The sequence below is a fragment of the Micromonospora sp. II genome, from assembly GCF_001709195.1.
Taxonomy (GTDB): domain Bacteria; phylum Actinomycetota; class Actinomycetes; order Mycobacteriales; family Micromonosporaceae; genus Micromonospora; species Micromonospora chalcea.
In genome coordinates this window covers 1-16,406 of the sequence record NZ_LYXF01000018.1, presented here as the reverse complement: position 1 = coordinate 16,406, position 16,406 = coordinate 1, and the positions used below count along the sequence as shown (strand labels likewise).

The following is a 16,406-nucleotide window of genomic DNA, read 5'->3' as shown; positions in this document are numbered from 1 at the left end:
TCCCGCCGGAGGTGCCGCCGTGGCCGACACGATCGCCGAGACCGTCGAGTTGCTCTACACCATCGACCAGGAAAACCTAACCCCCGACCAGCAGATCGCGCTGGGCACCGCGCTGGCCACGCTCGCCCAGGCGGAGCGGCTGGAGCAGATCAACGAGCGCCTGCGCGGCATTCACCAGGTGCTGAACAGTTGGGCGATGAAGGCCACGGTCGACGGCGGTCGTTGACCTTTCGTCGTCGTTCGCCTTGTGGGGTGGGTGGGTGCCCGGACGCCGGAGGCCCTCGCGAGCGGTGATCCTGGCGCGAGCGGGGGCAAGCGGCGGCGGGCCTGCTGTGCGAGACTCCGGCGACCCCTCGAAGGAGATCTGATGTCGCTCGACAACCTGCAGGCCCATAACCGGTTCATCGTCCGACAGCGGATCCGGATGATGGTCAACCAGTACGAGGTGCACGCCGCGGCACCCGACGGCTCCGAGGCCGGGCTGCTCTCGTTCGCGCAGCAGAAGCGGCTCGCCTTCAAGGAGCAGGTGACCATCTACACCGACGACTCCAAGCAGTACCCCCTTCTCGGGTTCAAGGCCCGGCAGCGGCTCGACCTCGGCGCCACATACGACGTGACCGACCACGCCGGCAACCCGATCGGGCTGTTCCGCAAGGACTTCGCGCAGTCGCTGCTGCGCTCGACGTGGCACGTCGAGCAGCCCGGGCTGCCGCCGGCCACCGGGCAGGAGCGCAGCCTGCCGGTCGCGCTGCTGCGCCGGTTCGTCGACTCGCTCTCCTGGCTGCCGTACCACTTCGACTTCGTGGCCGGTGGCCAGCCGGTGTTCTCGGTCGACAAGAAGTGGGGCCTGCGCGACCGGTACGTCGTCGACATCCCCCACCCGCAGATCGACCGGCGCCTGGTCATCGCGATGGCCGTCGGGTTGGACGCGCTCCAGTCCCGCTGACCCCGCGCCACCTTTTCCACCCGCCGGCCGAGCCCGGAGCGCCAGCGATCGACGCCCCCGGCTCGGCCGCCTCAACCGTCGGTGTCCCGGGCCGGCCCGGCCCGGGACGTCGCGGTGGCGTCCCGGGTCAGCCCGGGCAACGGCTCGACACGTACCCGCGCCGTGACGATCAGATCAAGCCCGTCGATCCGGCAGCCGGTCATCCGGCCGCCGTTGGCCGCCACCAGCTCGGCCGCGCGAGCGCACGCGCCCTCGACGCCGTCGAGCACCCGCCCGGCACCGGCGAGCGCCCCGAAGTCCGCCGCGTTGCGGGCCTGGTGCCGAGCACAGCGGGCGGCCCCGAGCGCCGCGCCGAACATCCCGACCAGCACGAACACCAGCCCGATCGCGAGCAGGCACACAGTGGCTCCGCCCCGCTCGGCGGCGGTCTGGCGCGACGACCGGGCGACCGTCACGGCACCGGCCCCGGCGCGCCGGGTTCCACAGCCGCTGCCGCCTGCCCCGACACGCTCAGTCGCGGCAGCAGCGCGCCGAACGTCCGGACCGGCGCCCGAACCGTCGCCGTGACCCGGTCGCCTGCCACAGTCACCGACACCTCGGCGCCGTCGGGGGCGTACCGCTGGCCGGCGACCTCGCCGGACTCGCCCCGGGCCGCAGCGAGCGCCGCCTCCCGGGCTGCGTCGACGCAGCCGACCCGGGTACCGACCGCGTTCACCGCCGTCAGCCCCGCGACGAGCAGCAGCATGAGCGCCGGCAGGCCGGCCGCCAGTTCGGCGGTGAAGGAGCCCCGCTCGCACGCTGCCCACGAACGTCCCCGGCGGAGCAGGCGGACGAGGGCACGCCCGACCGCCCCGGCCCGGATGCCGGCAGCGCCGCGGATCGGGCCCGCTTCGGCCGGGACGCCCAGCGGGTGCGCCGGAGCGGGAAACCAGCGGCCGGCCCACCGGCGCCGGATCACTTCAGGGCCCGGTCGATGACGGCGGTCAGCGCGGACTGCACGTTGCCGGAGGTCAGCACCTTCAACAGGATGCCGGCGAAGGCGACCGCGGCGAGCGTGCCCACGGCGTACTCGGCGGTGTTCATGCCGGCGTCACCCCGCAGGCGGGTGAGGAGTTTGCGCATGTCGTTCGTCCCTTCTCGATGGTTCACAGCACGTCGCCGAGAACAGCGACGATCACCGGCACCAGACCGGCGAGAATGAAGGCGGGCAGGAAGCAGAGCCCGAGCGGCAGCACGATGAGCACGCCCGCGCGCCGGGCGGCCGCCTCCGCGGCGGTCGACCGTTCGGCGCGGAGGTCGTCGGCGAGCCGGGTCAGCGCGCGAGCCAACGCGGCACCGCTGTTCGACGACCGGACCGCCGCCGCGACCACGGGTTCGGCCCCGGCCACGCAGCTCAGGTGCGCCCATGCCTCGGTTGCCGTACCGCCCAGGCCCAGCGTGCGGCCCACCCGGCCGAGCCGGTCGGCGAGTGGGCCGCCGAGCGCCTCGGCGACCGCCAGCGCCGAACGGTCGACCGGCGCGCCCGCCCGCAGCGCGGCGGCCAGCAGGTCCGCGGCCAGCGGCAGATCGGCCGTCTCCCGCAGCCGTCGCTCCCGGACGGCGCGCGGCTCGATCCGCCGGAGCAGGCGATCGGCGGCGACACCGGCCAGCAGCCCGAGGAACAGACCGGTCCAGCCGCCGACCACCACCGGCACGGCCAGCCCGGCCAGCGCCGCGCCCAGCCGTACCCGATCCGGCCACCACGCCGGGCGGGGCCGCCGGGGCGCCGGGGCGAGCCGGCGCAACCGCCGGGCCGGGCGGGCCGCCGGAACGGCGACGAGCAGGAGCGACGCGGCGCCACCGAGGCACACGGCGGCCAGCATCTGGCGGGACATCAAGAGGCCCGCCCGGGTGTGACGCCGAGCCGCTCCGCCCAGAGCAGCCCGCCGACCTGCAACGCGACGGCCGCCAGCGCGCTGCCGCCACCTACCGGCGTGTGCAGGAGCACCGCCACCGGGTCCACCCCGATGCCGTAGCCCAGGCCGATCCCGCCCAGGGGCAGCGCGGCGAGCAGCCAGGCGGTCGCCCGGGCCCCGGCGGCCTGGGCGGCGGCAGCGGCGAGCCCCCGGTCGGCGGCGCGGGCGTCGGCCTCGATCCGTTCCAGCAGGTCGGCCAGGGGCGCTCCGGTGCGGTCAGCCAGCTTCCCGGCGGCCCGGGCCAGGCGCGCGACCCGGCCCGGCCCGTCGTCCAGGTCGGCCGGCAGCCCGGCCCGCAGGTCGGCGGCGACGGCGGCGAGCCGGTCGAGGTCGCGGCGGTGCGCGAGCGCGGCCGCCCTTCGGGTACGCCGACGCAGCACCGCCCGGGCCGCGAGGACGCCGTAGGTGGCCAGCGCCAGGGCCGCCACCGGACCGCCGAGCAGCGCCCCGGACACGGCGCCGAGCAGCGCCGCCACGGGTAGCGCGCGTCGAGGCGTGAACAGGACCGGCGGACCGGCGGCCCGGTCGCCGTCCGCCGCGAGCGTCCCCGGGCCGAGGCCGACCCACCGCCGTGCCCGATGCGCCAGCGCGGACGCAGGCCCGAGGCCGGCCCACTCCCCTGCCCGTTGCGCCGGCTCGCGAGCAGGCCCGACGCCGGTCCACTGCCCTGCCCGGTCTGCGGCAGGGCCGGGCTTGATCCACTGATGTGCCGGGTGCCCGGCTCCGGGCCGACGTGGTTCCCGAGCGCGGCCCGGTGGCTGGCCGGACGACTGCGGCCCGGCGTCGAGCGGACGGCCCGAACCGCCTGCCCGCTGGGCCGGGCCGCCGCCCAGAACCGCCAGTCGCCGGGCGCGACCTGCGCGTACCGGCCAGGCGACGGCCGCTGCCGCGACCGCGAGAAGCAGCGCCACCAGCCCGAGCTGCGCGGTCACGACGGTTCCGCCCCGGGCACCCGGAGGACCGGCGGCACCGGCACACCCCGCTGCCGCAGCAGGGCGCCGAGCGCACGGGCCGCCGGACCGGGACCCCGTCCTCGTACCCAGGCCGGAACCACTGTCACCACGCGGTCGGGGCCGTCGGGCAGCAGCAGGCCGATGGAGTCCAGCACCCGTCCCTCGCCGGTCCGGCGGAGCTGGAGGACGACCTGCAGCGCGGCGGCGACCTGCGCGTGCAGTGCGAGGCGCGGCAGACCGCCGAGCATCCCGAGCGCTTCCAGCCGGGCCGGGACGTCGGCCGGAGCGTTCGCGTGCAGCGTCCCCGCCCCGCCGTCGTGGCCGGTGTTCAACGCGGCGAGCAGGTCCACCACCTCGGCGCCCCGGCACTCGCCCACGACCAGCCGGTCCGGCCGCATCCGCAGTGCCTGCCGGACCAGGTCACCGAGCCCTACCGCCCCGGCGCCCTCGACGTTCGCGGTGCGCGCCTGCAACCCGATCACGTGCGGGTGCACCGGCCGCAGCTCGGCGGCGTCCTCCACCAGCACGATCCGCTCGGTGCCGGGCACCAGCCCGAGCAGCGTGTTGAGCAGCGTCGTCTTGCCGGAGCCGGTGCCGCCGCTGACCAGGTACGCGAGGCGGCCGGCCACCACTGCGGCGAGCAGCGGGGCGACCGGCCGGGCAACCGTGCCCCGATCCACCAGCTCGTCGAGGGTGAACGGCCGCTGCCGGAAGGTACGCAGCGACAGGTACGGCCCGTCGGTCGCCACCGGCGGCAGCACGGCGTGCAACCGGGTGCCGTCGGGCAGCCGCGCGTCGGCGTACGGCGCGGCGTCGTCCAGCCTGCGTCCGGCAGCGGCGGTGAGGCGCTGCGCCAACCGGCGTACGTCGTCGAGCGTGCCCAGCGGCACCGCCACCTGACGCAGCCCCTGCCCCCTGTCGACCCAGACCCGTACCCCGTTCACCAGCACGTCGGTGACCTGCGGGTCGGCGAGCAGCGGCGCGAGCGGACCGGCGCCGATCAGGTCGTCGTGGACCCGGTCGGCGATCCGCAGCAACGTGGTGTCGCCGAGCACCGCGGTCGCCGGTTCGGCGCGTACGGCCGAGACGATCGCCGCCGGGGTGACCGGCGTCGCCTCGGCGGCGAACCGGTGCCGGACCCGGACGGCCAGTTCCCCGGGGTCGGCCGGCCCGGTCATGCCGCACCCGCCGCCGACGACCCGACCAGCTCGTCCACGAGCCGCTGACACAGGACGGCGAGTGGGCCCTTGCCGCTCGCGCCCGGCGCCTCGCCCCGCTCCAGCCCTCGGCACAGCCCCGGCTCGGGCCGCAGCGTGCCGGCGAGCGGCAGGCCCAGCGCCCGGGACACCTCGGCCGCGCGGAGCCGGCCGGGCGCCGGGCCGCGCACGATCACCGACAGGTCGACGCAGTGTGGCGCGGCGAGGGCGGCGACCCGGGCCGCCGCGGCTGCCGCCCGCAGCTCGGCCGGTACGACGAGCAGCGCGCGGTCGGCGGCCTGGAGCGCGATCACCGCCGCGTCGTCGAGGTGCCGAGGCAGGTCTAGCACGACCAGGTCCCGCCCGCGACGGCCGGCGTCGACAGTGGCGGCCATCGCCTCGGCCGGCAGGTGCCGCAGGTCCCCGCGATCCCAGGAGAGCACCACCAGGTCGCCTCGGCTGGGCAGCGCGCGGACCAGCGACGGCGGGTCGACGCGCCCGTCCGTGCCGGCCAACTCGGGCCAGCGCAACCCGTCGAGCTGCTCCCACCCGAGTACGAGATCGAGGCCGCCGCCGAGCGGGTCGGCGTCCACAAGCAGCGTGCGCAGGCGTGACCGGGCCGCGGTGACGGCGAGCCCGCCGGCGAGCACGCTGGCCCCGGCGCCGCCCCGCCCGCCGAGCACCGCCACCACCCGCCCCGACGGCGGACCCGCCGGGCCGGCCCCGCATTCGGCGAACCGGTCGATCAGCCAGGGCTCGGCCGCCGGCAGTGTCGCGACGTGCTCCGCGCCGATCAGCTCGGCCAACTCCGTACCCGGATCGAGTTCTCCGGAGCGACCGACCAGGACCGTGCGGGCGCGGCGGGGAAGGCGTGCCCGCAGGCAGGCCGCCGCCTGGTCGGCGCCGATGAGGACCAGCGGCGCCGGCGCCCAGCGGGCCCGGGCGGCCGCCGGGTCGGCGGCCAGTTCGACCTCGGTGCCACCGGCGGCCGCGAGTCGCAACAGCTCGTCGAGAAGGTCGCCGTCGGAGGTGACGAGCAGAGGCAGGCGACGGTACGGCGGGAGCGGAGTGCGGGGCGGCATGGCTGTCTCCCTCGGTCGGACTCGGACGTGCCCGGCAGCCTGCCCGGCCGATGAGCCGAATGCGGGAGATGCGGACTCCCCTGTGGACGGCGGAATGCGATGTGGACAGACCTCGGCGGAGGAGTGGATCTGCTATGTGGCGCGAGGGTTTAGCAGCGAACGCACGGTCAGCCATTGACTACGGGGATGATCAGTAACGGATAATCGGGGACCCCTCGCCGCTCCATGGACGGCACCGGCTTTGCGGATTCGAGGCCATGACCGATTCATCGCATCCCCTCGCGATTCCCCCACCTCCGCGCCACGCGCTGCCCGACGGACCGACCGGCGGCGAGGCCTGGCTGCGCGATCCGTCACCGGCAGCGCTCGCCGCGATCGCGGTCGGGCTCGTGGTAGTGGTGCTCGCCAGCATCGTCAGCGCCTTCGCGACGCCCCGCCGCCCCGACCTTCCACCGCCGATCGAGGGGCAGGCGATCCTGGCATCCCCGGCGCTGTCCAAGGGGGCCGCGGAACCACCGGAGGCGTCCTGGTCGCCGCCGCCGGTGTCGCTCTCCAGCCGCTCCGTCCTGCCCACCCGGACGGCCGAGCCGAGCCGGGCGGCCGCTCCGAGCCGGGCCGCCGCTCCGACCAGTCAGCCGGCGTCGCCGAAGCCCTCCCGTTCCAGACCTTCGAAACCGCCTGTCGCCGGGCCCGACGAGCTCAGATCGTTGTCGCCGACACACGAACGGAGGCTGCGTTCACACGGCGGCGGACCGGAGACGTTCATCGACTTCGTCAACACCCGGCGGGAGCGCGTCGCCGTCTACTGGCTCAACTACGAGGGCCGGCGCCAGCGGTACGCGCTGCTCGAGCCTGGGCAGTCCTACCGGCAGCAGACGTACGTCGGTCATCCCTGGGTGGTCACCGACGAGCGCGGCGGAGCGCTGGTGTGTTTCGAGCCGGCCAGGCACACCTCGCGCGCGGTGATTCGCTGACCCGACCACAACTCGCTTGCCGGCCGGGACCCCGGCTGCGACGCTCCGGCTGTGATCGACAGACCTGGCGTCGACGAGCCGCTGCTGGCCGCCGAGGTGGCCGCCGCCTGGGCCCTGAGCGTCGCCGACCTCGTGTTCCTGCCGGTGGGGCTCGACGGGAACGCCTGGGCGTACCGGGTGGACACGACCGGCGGTGCGCGGTACTTCCTGAAGCTGCGCCGCGGCGAGTTCACAGGGGCCGCCGTCGCGCTGCCCGGATTCCTCCGCGCGCGAGGCCTCCGGCAGGTCGTCGCGCCGATCGACCTGCCGGACGGCGGCGCCGTACACGGCTTCGAGGGCTACCGGCTGCTGCTCTACCCGTTCCATGAGGGCGGCAGTCTGTGGGCTCGCGGTCTAACCGACCGCCAGTGGATCGGGTACGGCGAGTTCCTGGGCCGGCTGCACCAGGTCACGCCGAGCGCCGAACTCGCCGCCGTCCTGCCGGTGGAGACCTACCGGTCGACCGCGGGCGACCGGCTGCGAACGCTCGGCGATCAGGCCGCGGCGAGCGACGCCCTCGGCGCGTTCTGGAAGCGGTACGGCACCGCGCTGCACCGATTGGCGGACACGGTGGATGAGCTTGCGTCCGGTGTCACGCGCGCTCGGCACGTCATCGCCCACGCCGACATCCACCCGGGCAACCTGATCGCCGACGGCGACGGTCCGCTACACGTCGTGGACTGGGACGCGCCGATGCTCGCGCCGCGCGAGCGGGACCTGATGTTCGTCTACAGCCGGGACTTCGGCGACCACCCGGCCGACGCGCGCCGGGCCGAGCTCTTCCGGCGGGGCTACGGCCCGGTCGAGCCGGATCAGAGGTTGCTGAGTTTCTACCGCGGCGAGCGACACCTCGACGATGCCGCCGAGTTCCTTCGCAGCATCCTGAGGCCCGGGGCCAGTCCGGAGTCCCGGGCCAACGACCTGCATTGGCTCACCCGCATCGCCGAGGCCGTCGCCGACCCCGCCTCAGGACGACTACGCAGCCCGCGTCCTGGCTGCCTTCGTGGTGCCTGCTGACGATCTGCTGACTTCGGCTACGGCATACCCGGGAGAAAGCGCGCTCGATGACGCCAGGAGGGGCTGTGACCTGCGGCGGAGCGCTCGCAGCGCAAAGGGACGACCCCCGTCGGGGGGATGCGGTCCCAACCTATCGGCTGCTGCCAGGTGGTGGCAGTCCACGTTGACGAGCAGGTACCGAGCGTCGTCGGTTCATGTTCGGGGTCGACCCGCACCGACGCTCGCGCTGCCTTCCTGCTGCCTGGCGCCTCGCTTCGTCCGTGCCTGCGCTCGTCACCATGCTGCCGTCCGGCGGCGTTGCTGTCGGCGGCCGTTGTGCCGCCCGCCGCTTGCAAGCTCGCAACCGCTTCGTTGGTGGCATCCGCCAGGCTTGAGCGGAGGAATGCCTCCATAAAGGTGATCTGAATTCATCATTGCGCTGCGGTAGCCTCGACGGGTGGGACCCTCCTCTCAGCAGACGCTCGCCGGGACGCCGTACCTCACCGCAGGAGATACAGCGGCTGAGGTCCGCATGGCAAAGGTCCTGCGTAGAGCCGAGGACATCCGGCAGCGCGCTCTTGTCACCCAACAGCGCATCAGGCGAGATGCAGCCGAGATCCTCGAACCCTATTTAACTGCTTTGCGAAGCGACATAGTAGCGGAAAGCAACAGAATTGAGGGGTACGACTGGTCATCTCGGCAGGTTCGTGAGCTTGTCAACGCCCAGCGGGAGCTACTTAACGCGCCCATCGGCTCATTCATGGCGGTTCTGCGCGGAGATTCACGCGTTTACGAGGCGCTCGGACTGTATCGGGCACACAAACTAGCTGACGAGTGGGCGGAGTCCAAACAACGACTTCGCGAGTTTGAGATCCGCGCCCTGCACGGCCTTGTGTGCGCAACTGAGGACCATGGCGGCGCTTATAAGACGGAGAGCAACTCGATCGGCGGGGTAAGCCACAAGACGGTGGAGCCTTGGGATGTACCCCGCGCGATGGGTGAACTTAACGGCTGGTGGCAGGAGTCAGCCGTAGATCCTGCACTCGAAGCAACCGTCGTCCATGCCTGGCTAACGCACATCCACCCGTTTAAGGATGGGAATGGCAGGATCGCGCGGATCCTTGCCAATTTCGCGCTCATACAGAATGATTTTCCGCCGCTCCTCATTCGGTCGGGATCGGATCGAGGTCAATACTACGACGCCCTTGCGGCAAGCGATGACGGGGACATCTTGCCGCTCTACAGCCTCTTCGTTTCGGTGCTAAGACGCACCGTCAAAACGATGGCATCACCGGGATACGTCCGCGCGGTGGTCCAAGACCGGCTCCTTACGTCCCTCCAAGACAAGTTCGCCCTATGGTCCCGGTTGCCGCAGACGTTTGCATCGGCGATGCAGACGGAGCTCGCCAAGCGGGGATACCGGGCGGAGGTTCAGGGGTACCCTGACCTGTCATCCTTCGCCCTTCTCACACAACGGGACGCCGACGGCAATTCCTGGTACCTAAAGGTACTCGATGGTGCTGGGCGGCCAAAGTGGCTACTTTGGTACGGCTACAAAAGCCAAGAGCTTATTGACATTACTGGACCAGGAGTCCAGTACCCGTCGATTTTTGTCTCGAGGAGAACAAGCGATCCGTACTCTGAGCACCCTTACACGCCGGTCTTTTACGACGACAGCATCCCGAACGAACTGCTTCTCCGTCCGCTCGAGAAGAAGCCAGCTCGACTCAGGCAGGGTTACGAAGTAGGCGACTACACGATCGATGCTGCGGCCGAGAAGCTTGCTAGTTCGTTATATTCTAGGGACAACATAAGCGACTAGGCGGCACTGGCCCAAGTTGCCGTGACTGATCAAAGCCGGCGGCCGGCCTCAAGCCGCGGCCTGGGCCGGGATGGCACTACAACATCCCGACCCTGGCCCTGGGCCCTGGGCCCTGGCACCCTAGGCGTTGGCTGCTACAAGTAACGCATCCCAGCCGCCACGCGAGTTCTTGATGGCGGTTTCGGAGCAGAACAGGTATCTCCAACTGCCAAAGCGGCCATCGTCGTTAACAAAGCGTGCCCATTCCTCGGCCGCCGCCTTCTTGGCCTGCACGTCAACTCGCTGCACATCCTTGTCGGCCTTGCCCTCGATCAGCCAATGAGTCCCATCGACGTCGATAGCAACAAAGTCGGGATAGTACCGCCCACCAGTGTCCAGCTCGACGTAGGCGTCGTCATCGAGGCGAAGACGCAACCACCAATTAATTTTGGGGCTCGCATCCATGATGTTCGCCAGCCTAAATTCAGTGGTTTTCGCGTCGAAAGCCGCGACAGGCAGGACCGATTTCGTCCAGCCCGAATACCATCTGCCACGCTCGAAGGGCTCGTAGCGATCAATGACATCGGTCGGCATGGGACGCGGTTCTGCCGGAAGCGTTACCGTTCGGAAGACGTATCGGGGCTGGAGCTTCCGAGTGTTGTACTTCTGCTGTATTAGAGCGGAGAGGCCCTGGGTCGCTTGGTGGGCTCGCTCGGCACCCCACGCCACCTCGTCGGCTGAGCCAGAGCTGGCGTCGGCGCCGGCGCCAGAGAGAAAGGCCGAGACCACTCGCTTTGTGGCGTTCCACTCGGAGATTTCCTCAGGCACCAGGCCCAAGCCGAGAACACGTGATTCAAGGTCGCTCTGTACTTGGCTGAGCGGCAGCCACTGCTGCGTTGCGCTCGTGGATTCCTGGGCCTCCCGTCGCACGCTGATCGAACCATCTATGGTGCGATGCGCGTTGAGAGCTTCCCTAACGAGTGGGATTTCAATCTCGACAGCGAAAGCCGCGCCGGCTGCTCGCGCCTCAGCGTCCGAAACTAGCGAGAGCGAGAAATGAACCGGAAGGATCTCCTGCTCGCGCCTGGGGAAAGTGATCTGTGGCGCGCCGGGCTTACGTTGGAGAACTCGGTAGACCGTGTCACGCTCTCCCTCGACAGCGGCTACGCCAAACTCTTGGAGGATGAGGGCGGCAGCACCATCCACCGATTCGCCATCAACGACGCGAGCTGGCGTAATGAATCGTAGGGTTCCCTGGGAGCCGTGCTCCGTCACCTCAGCGGAGACTTGTGTTGCGGGCTTCGCCACGACATGTGAGCTTGGCGGCTGTCCGGCCTCCGTCGAATCCCTGAGGGGCATAATCCTCTGCACGAGTGCATCTTTTTGGTCCAAGAGCCTCTTATAGGAGTCGTGCGCGACCAAATCCACCTGGTCCAGCATTGGTACTCCCACCCGCCTGCCGTAGGGAAGACGGAGACCACGGCCGAGGATCTGTTCGGTGAGTGATTGGGATGCAAGCTTTCGGAGCGCCACGATGACTCCGATATTCTTAACGTCCCAGCCCTCTTTTAGCTTATCTACGCTCACGACGGCACGAACGGGTGAGTCGGGCTCCTCGACGCCGGCCAGAGCTGCGAGCGCCTCATCCGAAGACTGCGAAGTGATCAGCAGGACTGCATCCGATGAGCCAATCATCTCTTCCGAGGCTAGGCGGTTGGCTACATCCGTTGCGTCTTCCACCGTTTGACATACGACGAAGAGCACCGGGTGCACTGGGCGCTCCTGGACGCCCGCCGCCCAAGTCTTGTACGCAGCCGCCTTGATACGAAGCAGGTGGCACGCGTCAGCCAATTGCGTCTGGAGGTCTTTGTGCCCGTCTTGCCGATAAACGATTACAGGAATCTTTACCAGCCCATCCGCGATTGCTTCCGCGAGGGTGTATCGGTAGATCACCTTGCGCTCGTCGGCGGGATCCGGCGTTGCCGTAAGGCCTACCAGTGCACGAGGCCGAAGGTCACGCACTGCCGCTGAAAACTTTTCCGCCTGATTGCGGTAGACATGATGTTCGTCAGCAATGATAACTAGATCGCCTGCAGCTTGGAGGTGGCTGTAGAGGTCGCTTCCAATGAACTCGTCCAACGTGCGAACCTTACGCGACATATTCAGCGTCGGTCTAATAAGTTGCTGCACGTTGAAAACGAAAAGCTTCGGGACGTCGCGCTCATGCAAGGCGTCACCCACCTGCCCGCGCGCGAAATTATCGGCCGTAACCAGTAAAGGACTGGCGTTGCCTCCTGCAATGTACTTGGAGTTACCTGGGCTGAAATTCGCAATCGTCTTGTCCTGGATGGTCTTGCCAGGCGTAACGACTAGGACGTTGCGAATCCCCTGGACGACCAAGTATTCGATTAGTGCCGCTGTAATGTATGTCTTGCCAACCCCCGTTGCGAGATCACAAACCACCTCGGTGAAATCATCTACCGAGATTCTTTCGATGATCTTATGTACGGCCGCTCGATTCGGGGCCCGGAGATCCATACGAGAGGATATTTCCTCAATAAGCGATGGATCGTAGGTCAGCCAAGTCATCTAATGACTCTCCGCTTCAGCAGATCACGTGGCGCCTTCATAAGGCGCGATCCAGGACTGAGTTCTGCCAGGAGCGCCTCGGCCTCGGCAGTTGATGCTTTGGCTACAACGGCAAGGCGCTCCGTAGATTCGAGGCGCGACACGAGCGCCCTGATTTCGGATACATCAGCAACGCCGCCAAGTACAGCTAGGCGCATCTTTCCTTTTCGCCCACAGAAAGGGTAATCCTCATCCGGCGAGAAACCCAGTTGCGTCCGTACGAACTGGGCGAAGTCGTCACCCACGACCCATTCGGCTAAGAGTGCTCGGCCGTCAATAACCTCGTATGCAGAGTCAGACACGGTGACCACACGGTAACCTCCTCCCTTCGACCAGTTCACCGCATCGCTGATTCCGCCTCGATCCTCGCCACTAATAACTTGATCGAGCCGCGGCCGGATGAAATTGTCAACGGTAGCTTGTTCCCGCTCGACCGTTACCCATCGGCGATTCATCTTATGGGCGACGGCTGCTGTCGTACCTGAACCGGCGAAGCAGTCCAACACGATGTCGCCTGGCCTTGATCCCATTTCGAATACGCGTTGGACTAGCGCTTCCGGCTTCTGGGTTGAGAATCCCGTCCGCTCGGCGGCCTGTGAGTTGATGACGTTGATATCTGTCCAGAGGTCACCGACTGCAATGCCCTTGGCCCGGTGGAGGTACTTCTTGTAGCGAGGAAAGCCGTCCTTCTTCGTGGGCCAGTGAATGTAGCCTGCCTCGTCGAGAGCGTCCAGCTTCTCTCGCATCGTCAGTTGGCTGATTTGGTGCTGCGTGTATCCGATCTCCTGTAGGAGGTTGCTCGGAACAGCCCAGCAACGCCGCCGTGTGCCTGGATCGAAACCCCGCCATGGCTGGCCACTGTCTAGGTGCGGGCGGTGGCTACCAGCGGTAAGGTCCCCTGTGTCGTACGCTCCCCGCTCGTCCGACTGGGAGAACCGACTCGCCTCATAGACGGGGTCCAGTGAGCGGTATAGCGGATACAACTCCGCCGCCTCTGACGCGCCGTAGACAAGAATTTCCTCGTGCATTGTGCCCATGGTCCGTCGAGCCAGGCTCTTGGCCGTCGTGCGTTGCCACACCACGGTTCCGAGGTAGTTCGCCGCGCCGAACTCGTCATCCATCAGGCATCGGCACCGGTGGACCTCTGTGCTGTCCAGGTGCACCCATACCGTTCCGTCAGGAGTCATCAGTTCATGGATTGCTCGCAAGCGGTCTCGTATCATCGTGAGCCACACTGAATGCTCGAGCGCGTCGTCGTATTGGGCAAAGGCCTGGCCGGTGTTGAACGGCGGGTCGATGTAGACCTGCCGCACCTTCCCTTTGTATTCGGACGCGTATTCGGGCATGTGCGCGAGTGCCCTGAGGGCGGCGTATGAATCCCCGATGATTAGCAGGTTGTCCGCCTCCGGCACCTTGCCAACGTCTCCGACGCCCTCCGTCTGTCGCAACAAACGGACCTCGGTGATGCGCGGATCGTCCCGTTCCACCCACTTGTAGGCACCCTCGGGCGTGCCCAACAACGCCTGGTCCTTGCCGATCCATGACAACGTCAACCGGCCAACCGGCGGCATGGGTAGCTCCTTCTGTGACAAACGAGCTGGCCGGATTCCAGCGCAGCTTGAGTTGGTGCGGTGAGCGTCTCTAGGTGGCCAAGACCTGCGCGCCAGGCTATCCGGTCTACCTCCCGCAACAAGCTAGCGCGTGCCACCGACACCACTCGCCCTGCCATCCCGTATGCCGTCGACCCGCCCTCTTGGGGAGCGGGCCGCCGCCCCGTCCCGCCACGTCAAGCGGACCTTGACGGCTCGTACGGACGCTGGCGGGTCGGGCGGTGGTCTGCTCGGCTTGCCCGGGTCGATGGCAGGCGGGATGGCCTACCGCAACCACCCACGGACCGTGACCCGCCGACGGAGTCCCGGCCATCCTGGAGCCGGAGCGCCCCCGCCGGAGGCGCCCTAACCGCAACCCCGCGACCGCCGCCACCTCGCCGACGCGGCCGGCGTGCGCTCCCCTACGCCGCGCGGGCTCGTGGCCGCGCGGCCCTGCCGGCTGCCGGCCCACCACACCATGGTCAACGCTGCTGTCGTTCGGCGGCGGCCCTCCGGGCTTCCCGCTCTCCGCGCCAGCCGCCGGGCATCCTGCGTGACGGCCGCAGAGCGACAGCGGCAGCGGCCGGCGCGCGCCCAGACGGCGGCGCGTGCGGCCCGTTCAGGGCCGCCTTGAAGACGTACAGAAACTTTGAACCACATCGCCGGCAGCCGGTGTCCGGTCTCGGGACCTGCGTGACACATCGGTATCAGGACCTGCGTGACACTCCGCTCAGCACTGGTGGGGTGACTTCGGAGAGCAGTGTTTCGCCGTAGCCAGCTCGGTCGGGCAGCTCAACGCCAGCGCGGACCTGCCTGCGCTGCCTCTGGCTAGATCTGTGGATCAGCCTGCGAATCCCACCAGCGCGGCAGCCCGTCATAGGGGGCGTCGGGGCTGGCGAAGTAGAACGGCACGCCGACGCTGTCTGCTATCGCCTGGCCTTTCTCGATAGCTTCCGCGGCTTCCGGCCATGGCGGAACCTCACCTCTAAACAAGCGGAGATCGCTGCCGTGGCGAAACCCGGCCAGCGGCTGCTCGTCGAAGCGGGGGTGGTGGTGGCTTGGCCGTCGCACGATCGCGTACAGTCTCACAAACCAGCCTTGGGTGTCTCCATCCCACAGAGCTTCCACGGCAACGACCGGATCCGTAATCGCCGTGGCCGCTTGGACCAGCTGCGGCACCTCGACCGGCGGCTCTTCAGGTTCAACCAAGCCCTCTGCGCGGAGCCGTGCCAAGCGCTCAGTCATCATGCCCTGGGCTTCGTACAGACCCGGCCGAGGATCAAGGCCGCCGTCAGAGCGCAACAGCATGACGGCATGTATCAGCCGCCGCTGGCGAAGTTGCTCGTCGATCCGATCGCGCACCTGCGAGGACAGCGACGTCCACCATGAATCTCGTTCCTGCACGACCCCAGTCTCACCCACCGAAGTTCCGAGGTCGTCTAGCCGGACGTGTCACCCACGTCCCGAGACTGATGTGTCACGGAGGTCCTGAAACTCGACATCGCCGGCAGCCGGTCGGCCACCGCTGGGCCGGGAGATTCCCCGCGCTCCCTCGTTTGTGCGCGCTGCTCCACCGAGAGGCTGATCTGGTTCGGGCGACCCGCTGTTAGCGTGCCCTCGTGAAGGTTGCCGGTGCACTGACGATGATCTTTGGCATCATCGCCGGAATCGTCTTGTGTCTGCTGCCGGCGAGCGTAAGCGTCTTGGGTACGTCGGTAAGTTGCGGGCCGCCCATAGTGCGGCTCGTGGCACCGGACACAGCGGGGGCCGAAGACTCACTAACGGCCGCGCTGATGCAGGACTGCCGCAATCAGTCGGCCGTACGCAGCTTCCTCGGTCTCGCGGTCTTCGCGGTGTCGGTCGGTGGTGGCGCAATCATGCTGGTTGTTGCTGGGAATAAGGCGTCCCAGCCTCAGTTGGTATGGGACGGCTACCGCTGGGCTAGTCGCAGCTAGCCGCTACTTCTCATCCCTGGGCCGCTTGATGCCAGAATGATGGCCGTGGGGACTGGCCCGGACACAACCGCGGAGTGGTGGACGACCTCCGACGTAGCTGCCTACCTTGGCGTCAAGGTGGCGACCGTGACGAACTACCGGAAGCGGGGCCAGATGCCGGAACCTGACGCGACGGTCGGCCGTACCCACATGTGGCGCCCGAGCCGAGTCGTGTCCTGGCACGAGAACCGGCCTCGTCCCGGTGTCGGTGGCCGGCCGAGCCGAGGTGGTTCGGGTGAAAGCGCGGGTGGAG

Annotated in this window: 17 protein-coding genes; 7 read left to right on the top strand and 10 right to left on the bottom strand. The window is 68.7% G+C overall.

The window, feature by feature from the left end; translation table 11 throughout:
* Window positions 1–19: 19 nt before the first annotated feature.
* Window positions 20–226, top strand: coding sequence for a hypothetical protein (locus A8711_RS10240; protein WP_043327245.1), 207 nt, complete (start codon window positions 20–22; stop codon window positions 224–226).
* 141 nt (window positions 227–367) lie between these two features.
* Window positions 368–946 (top strand): hypothetical protein, encoded by a 579-nt coding sequence (locus A8711_RS10235; RefSeq protein ID WP_069088058.1) that lies wholly within the window; start codon window positions 368–370, stop codon window positions 944–946.
* Window positions 947–1,017: 71 nt separating this feature from the next.
* On the opposite strand, the gene A8711_RS10230 is transcribed toward A8711_RS10235, so the two are convergent.
* The 7 genes from A8711_RS10230 to ssd form a co-directional block, all read right to left on the bottom strand.
* Window positions 1,018–1,401 (bottom strand): Rv3654c family TadE-like protein, encoded by a 384-nt coding sequence (locus tag A8711_RS10230; RefSeq protein ID WP_083296979.1) that lies wholly within the window; start codon window positions 1,399–1,401, stop codon window positions 1,018–1,020.
* Window positions 1,398–1,808 carry a TadE family type IV pilus minor pilin gene (locus A8711_RS10225; RefSeq protein ID WP_369830107.1) on the bottom strand — a complete coding sequence of 137 codons (411 nt, stop codon included), beginning with the start codon at window positions 1,806–1,808 and terminating at the stop codon, window positions 1,398–1,400. Before A8711_RS10225 ends, A8711_RS10230 begins: the two co-directional genes overlap by 4 nt.
* Before the next feature lie 92 nt (window positions 1,809–1,900).
* Window positions 1,901–2,068 (bottom strand): DUF4244 domain-containing protein, encoded by a 168-nt coding sequence (locus A8711_RS10220; protein WP_013283643.1) that lies wholly within the window; start codon window positions 2,066–2,068, stop codon window positions 1,901–1,903.
* A 23-nt stretch (window positions 2,069–2,091) separates the two neighbouring features.
* Window positions 2,092–2,808, bottom strand: a complete 717-nt coding sequence (locus tag A8711_RS10215) for a type II secretion system F family protein (RefSeq protein ID WP_369830106.1) — start codon at window positions 2,806–2,808, stop codon at window positions 2,092–2,094.
* A gap of 11 nt (window positions 2,809–2,819) precedes the next feature.
* Window positions 2,820–3,833, bottom strand: a complete 1,014-nt coding sequence (locus tag A8711_RS32790; RefSeq protein WP_064448450.1) for a hypothetical protein — start codon at window positions 3,831–3,833, stop codon at window positions 2,820–2,822.
* Window positions 3,830–5,032 carry a TadA family conjugal transfer-associated ATPase gene (locus A8711_RS10205; protein WP_064448449.1) on the bottom strand — a complete coding sequence of 401 codons (1,203 nt, stop codon included), beginning with the start codon at window positions 5,030–5,032 and terminating at the stop codon, window positions 3,830–3,832. The genes A8711_RS32790 and A8711_RS10205 overlap by 4 nt, the downstream gene beginning before the upstream one ends.
* Entirely contained in the window at window positions 5,029–6,132 is a 1,104-nt protein-coding gene (gene ssd, locus A8711_RS10200; protein ID WP_064448448.1) for a septum site-determining protein Ssd, read from the bottom strand. Before ssd ends, A8711_RS10205 begins: the two co-directional genes overlap by 4 nt.
* A gap of 257 nt (window positions 6,133–6,389) precedes the next feature.
* On the opposite strand from ssd, the gene A8711_RS10195 reads away from it, so the two are divergent.
* The 3 genes from A8711_RS10195 to A8711_RS31440 all read left to right on the top strand — a co-directional run bounded on the left by A8711_RS10195 (window position 6,390) and on the right by A8711_RS31440 (window position 9,963).
* Entirely contained in the window at window positions 6,390–7,106 is a 717-nt protein-coding gene (locus A8711_RS10195; RefSeq protein ID WP_069088057.1) for a hypothetical protein, read from the top strand.
* Between the two features lie 51 nt (window positions 7,107–7,157).
* Entirely contained in the window at window positions 7,158–8,162 is a 1,005-nt protein-coding gene (locus A8711_RS10190; RefSeq protein ID WP_069088056.1) for a phosphotransferase enzyme family protein, read from the top strand.
* A gap of 436 nt (window positions 8,163–8,598) precedes the next feature.
* Window positions 8,599–9,963: a Fic family protein gene (locus A8711_RS31440; RefSeq protein WP_124778916.1), complete on the top strand. Its 1,365-nt coding sequence runs from the start codon at window positions 8,599–8,601 to the stop codon at window positions 9,961–9,963.
* A 120-nt stretch (window positions 9,964–10,083) separates the two neighbouring features.
* On the opposite strand, the gene A8711_RS10185 is transcribed toward A8711_RS31440, so the two are convergent.
* The 3 genes from A8711_RS10185 to A8711_RS10175 all read right to left on the bottom strand — a co-directional run bounded on the left by A8711_RS10185 (window position 10,084) and on the right by A8711_RS10175 (window position 15,563).
* The gene (locus A8711_RS10185) at window positions 10,084–12,531 is read right to left on the bottom strand and encodes a DEAD/DEAH box helicase (RefSeq protein WP_083296977.1); all 2,448 of its coding nucleotides are present in this window, start codon (window positions 12,529–12,531) and stop codon (window positions 10,084–10,086) included.
* A complete protein-coding gene (locus tag A8711_RS10180) occupies window positions 12,528–14,141 on the bottom strand; it encodes a site-specific DNA-methyltransferase (RefSeq protein ID WP_069088054.1) in 1,614 nt (537 codons plus the stop codon). Before A8711_RS10180 ends, A8711_RS10185 begins: the two co-directional genes overlap by 4 nt.
* 846 nt (window positions 14,142–14,987) lie before the next feature.
* Window positions 14,988–15,563 carry a hypothetical protein gene (locus tag A8711_RS10175; RefSeq protein WP_069088096.1) on the bottom strand — a complete coding sequence of 192 codons (576 nt, stop codon included), beginning with the start codon at window positions 15,561–15,563 and terminating at the stop codon, window positions 14,988–14,990.
* Window positions 15,564–15,778: 215 nt separating this feature from the next.
* On the opposite strand from A8711_RS10175, the gene A8711_RS10170 reads away from it, so the two are divergent.
* Both A8711_RS10170 and A8711_RS33160 read left to right on the top strand, forming a co-directional pair.
* The gene (locus tag A8711_RS10170; RefSeq protein WP_069088053.1) at window positions 15,779–16,114 is read left to right on the top strand and encodes a hypothetical protein; all 336 of its coding nucleotides are present in this window, start codon (window positions 15,779–15,781) and stop codon (window positions 16,112–16,114) included.
* 36 nt (window positions 16,115–16,150) lie between these two features.
* A partial coding sequence (locus A8711_RS33160) for a helix-turn-helix domain-containing protein (protein WP_141707658.1) occupies window positions 16,151–16,406 on the top strand: 256 nt, incomplete at its 3' end.

Excerpts from the sequence above, each read along its gene's own strand:
- A8711_RS10215 (WP_369830106.1), bottom strand. The coding sequence starts at position 2,808 with ATGCTGGCCGCCGTGTGCCTCGGTGGCGCCGCGTCGCTCCTGCTCGTC.
- A8711_RS10180 (WP_069088054.1), bottom strand. The coding sequence starts at position 14,141 with ATGCCGCCGGTTGGCCGGTTGACGTTGTCATGGATCGGCAAGGACCAG.
- A8711_RS10195 (WP_069088057.1), top strand. The coding sequence starts at position 6,390 with ATGACCGATTCATCGCATCCCCTCGCGATTCCCCCACCTCCGCGCCAC.
- ssd (WP_064448448.1), bottom strand. The coding sequence starts at position 6,132 with ATGCCGCCCCGCACTCCGCTCCCGCCGTACCGTCGCCTGCCTCTGCTC.
- A8711_RS10185 (WP_083296977.1), bottom strand. The coding sequence starts at position 12,531 with ATGACTTGGCTGACCTACGATCCATCGCTTATTGAGGAAATATCCTCT.
- A8711_RS10235 (WP_069088058.1), top strand. The coding sequence starts at position 368 with ATGTCGCTCGACAACCTGCAGGCCCATAACCGGTTCATCGTCCGACAG.
- A8711_RS10220 (WP_013283643.1), bottom strand. The coding sequence starts at position 2,068 with ATGCGCAAACTCCTCACCCGCCTGCGGGGTGACGCCGGCATGAACACC.
- A8711_RS10205 (WP_064448449.1), bottom strand. The coding sequence starts at position 5,032 with ATGACCGGGCCGGCCGACCCCGGGGAACTGGCCGTCCGGGTCCGGCAC.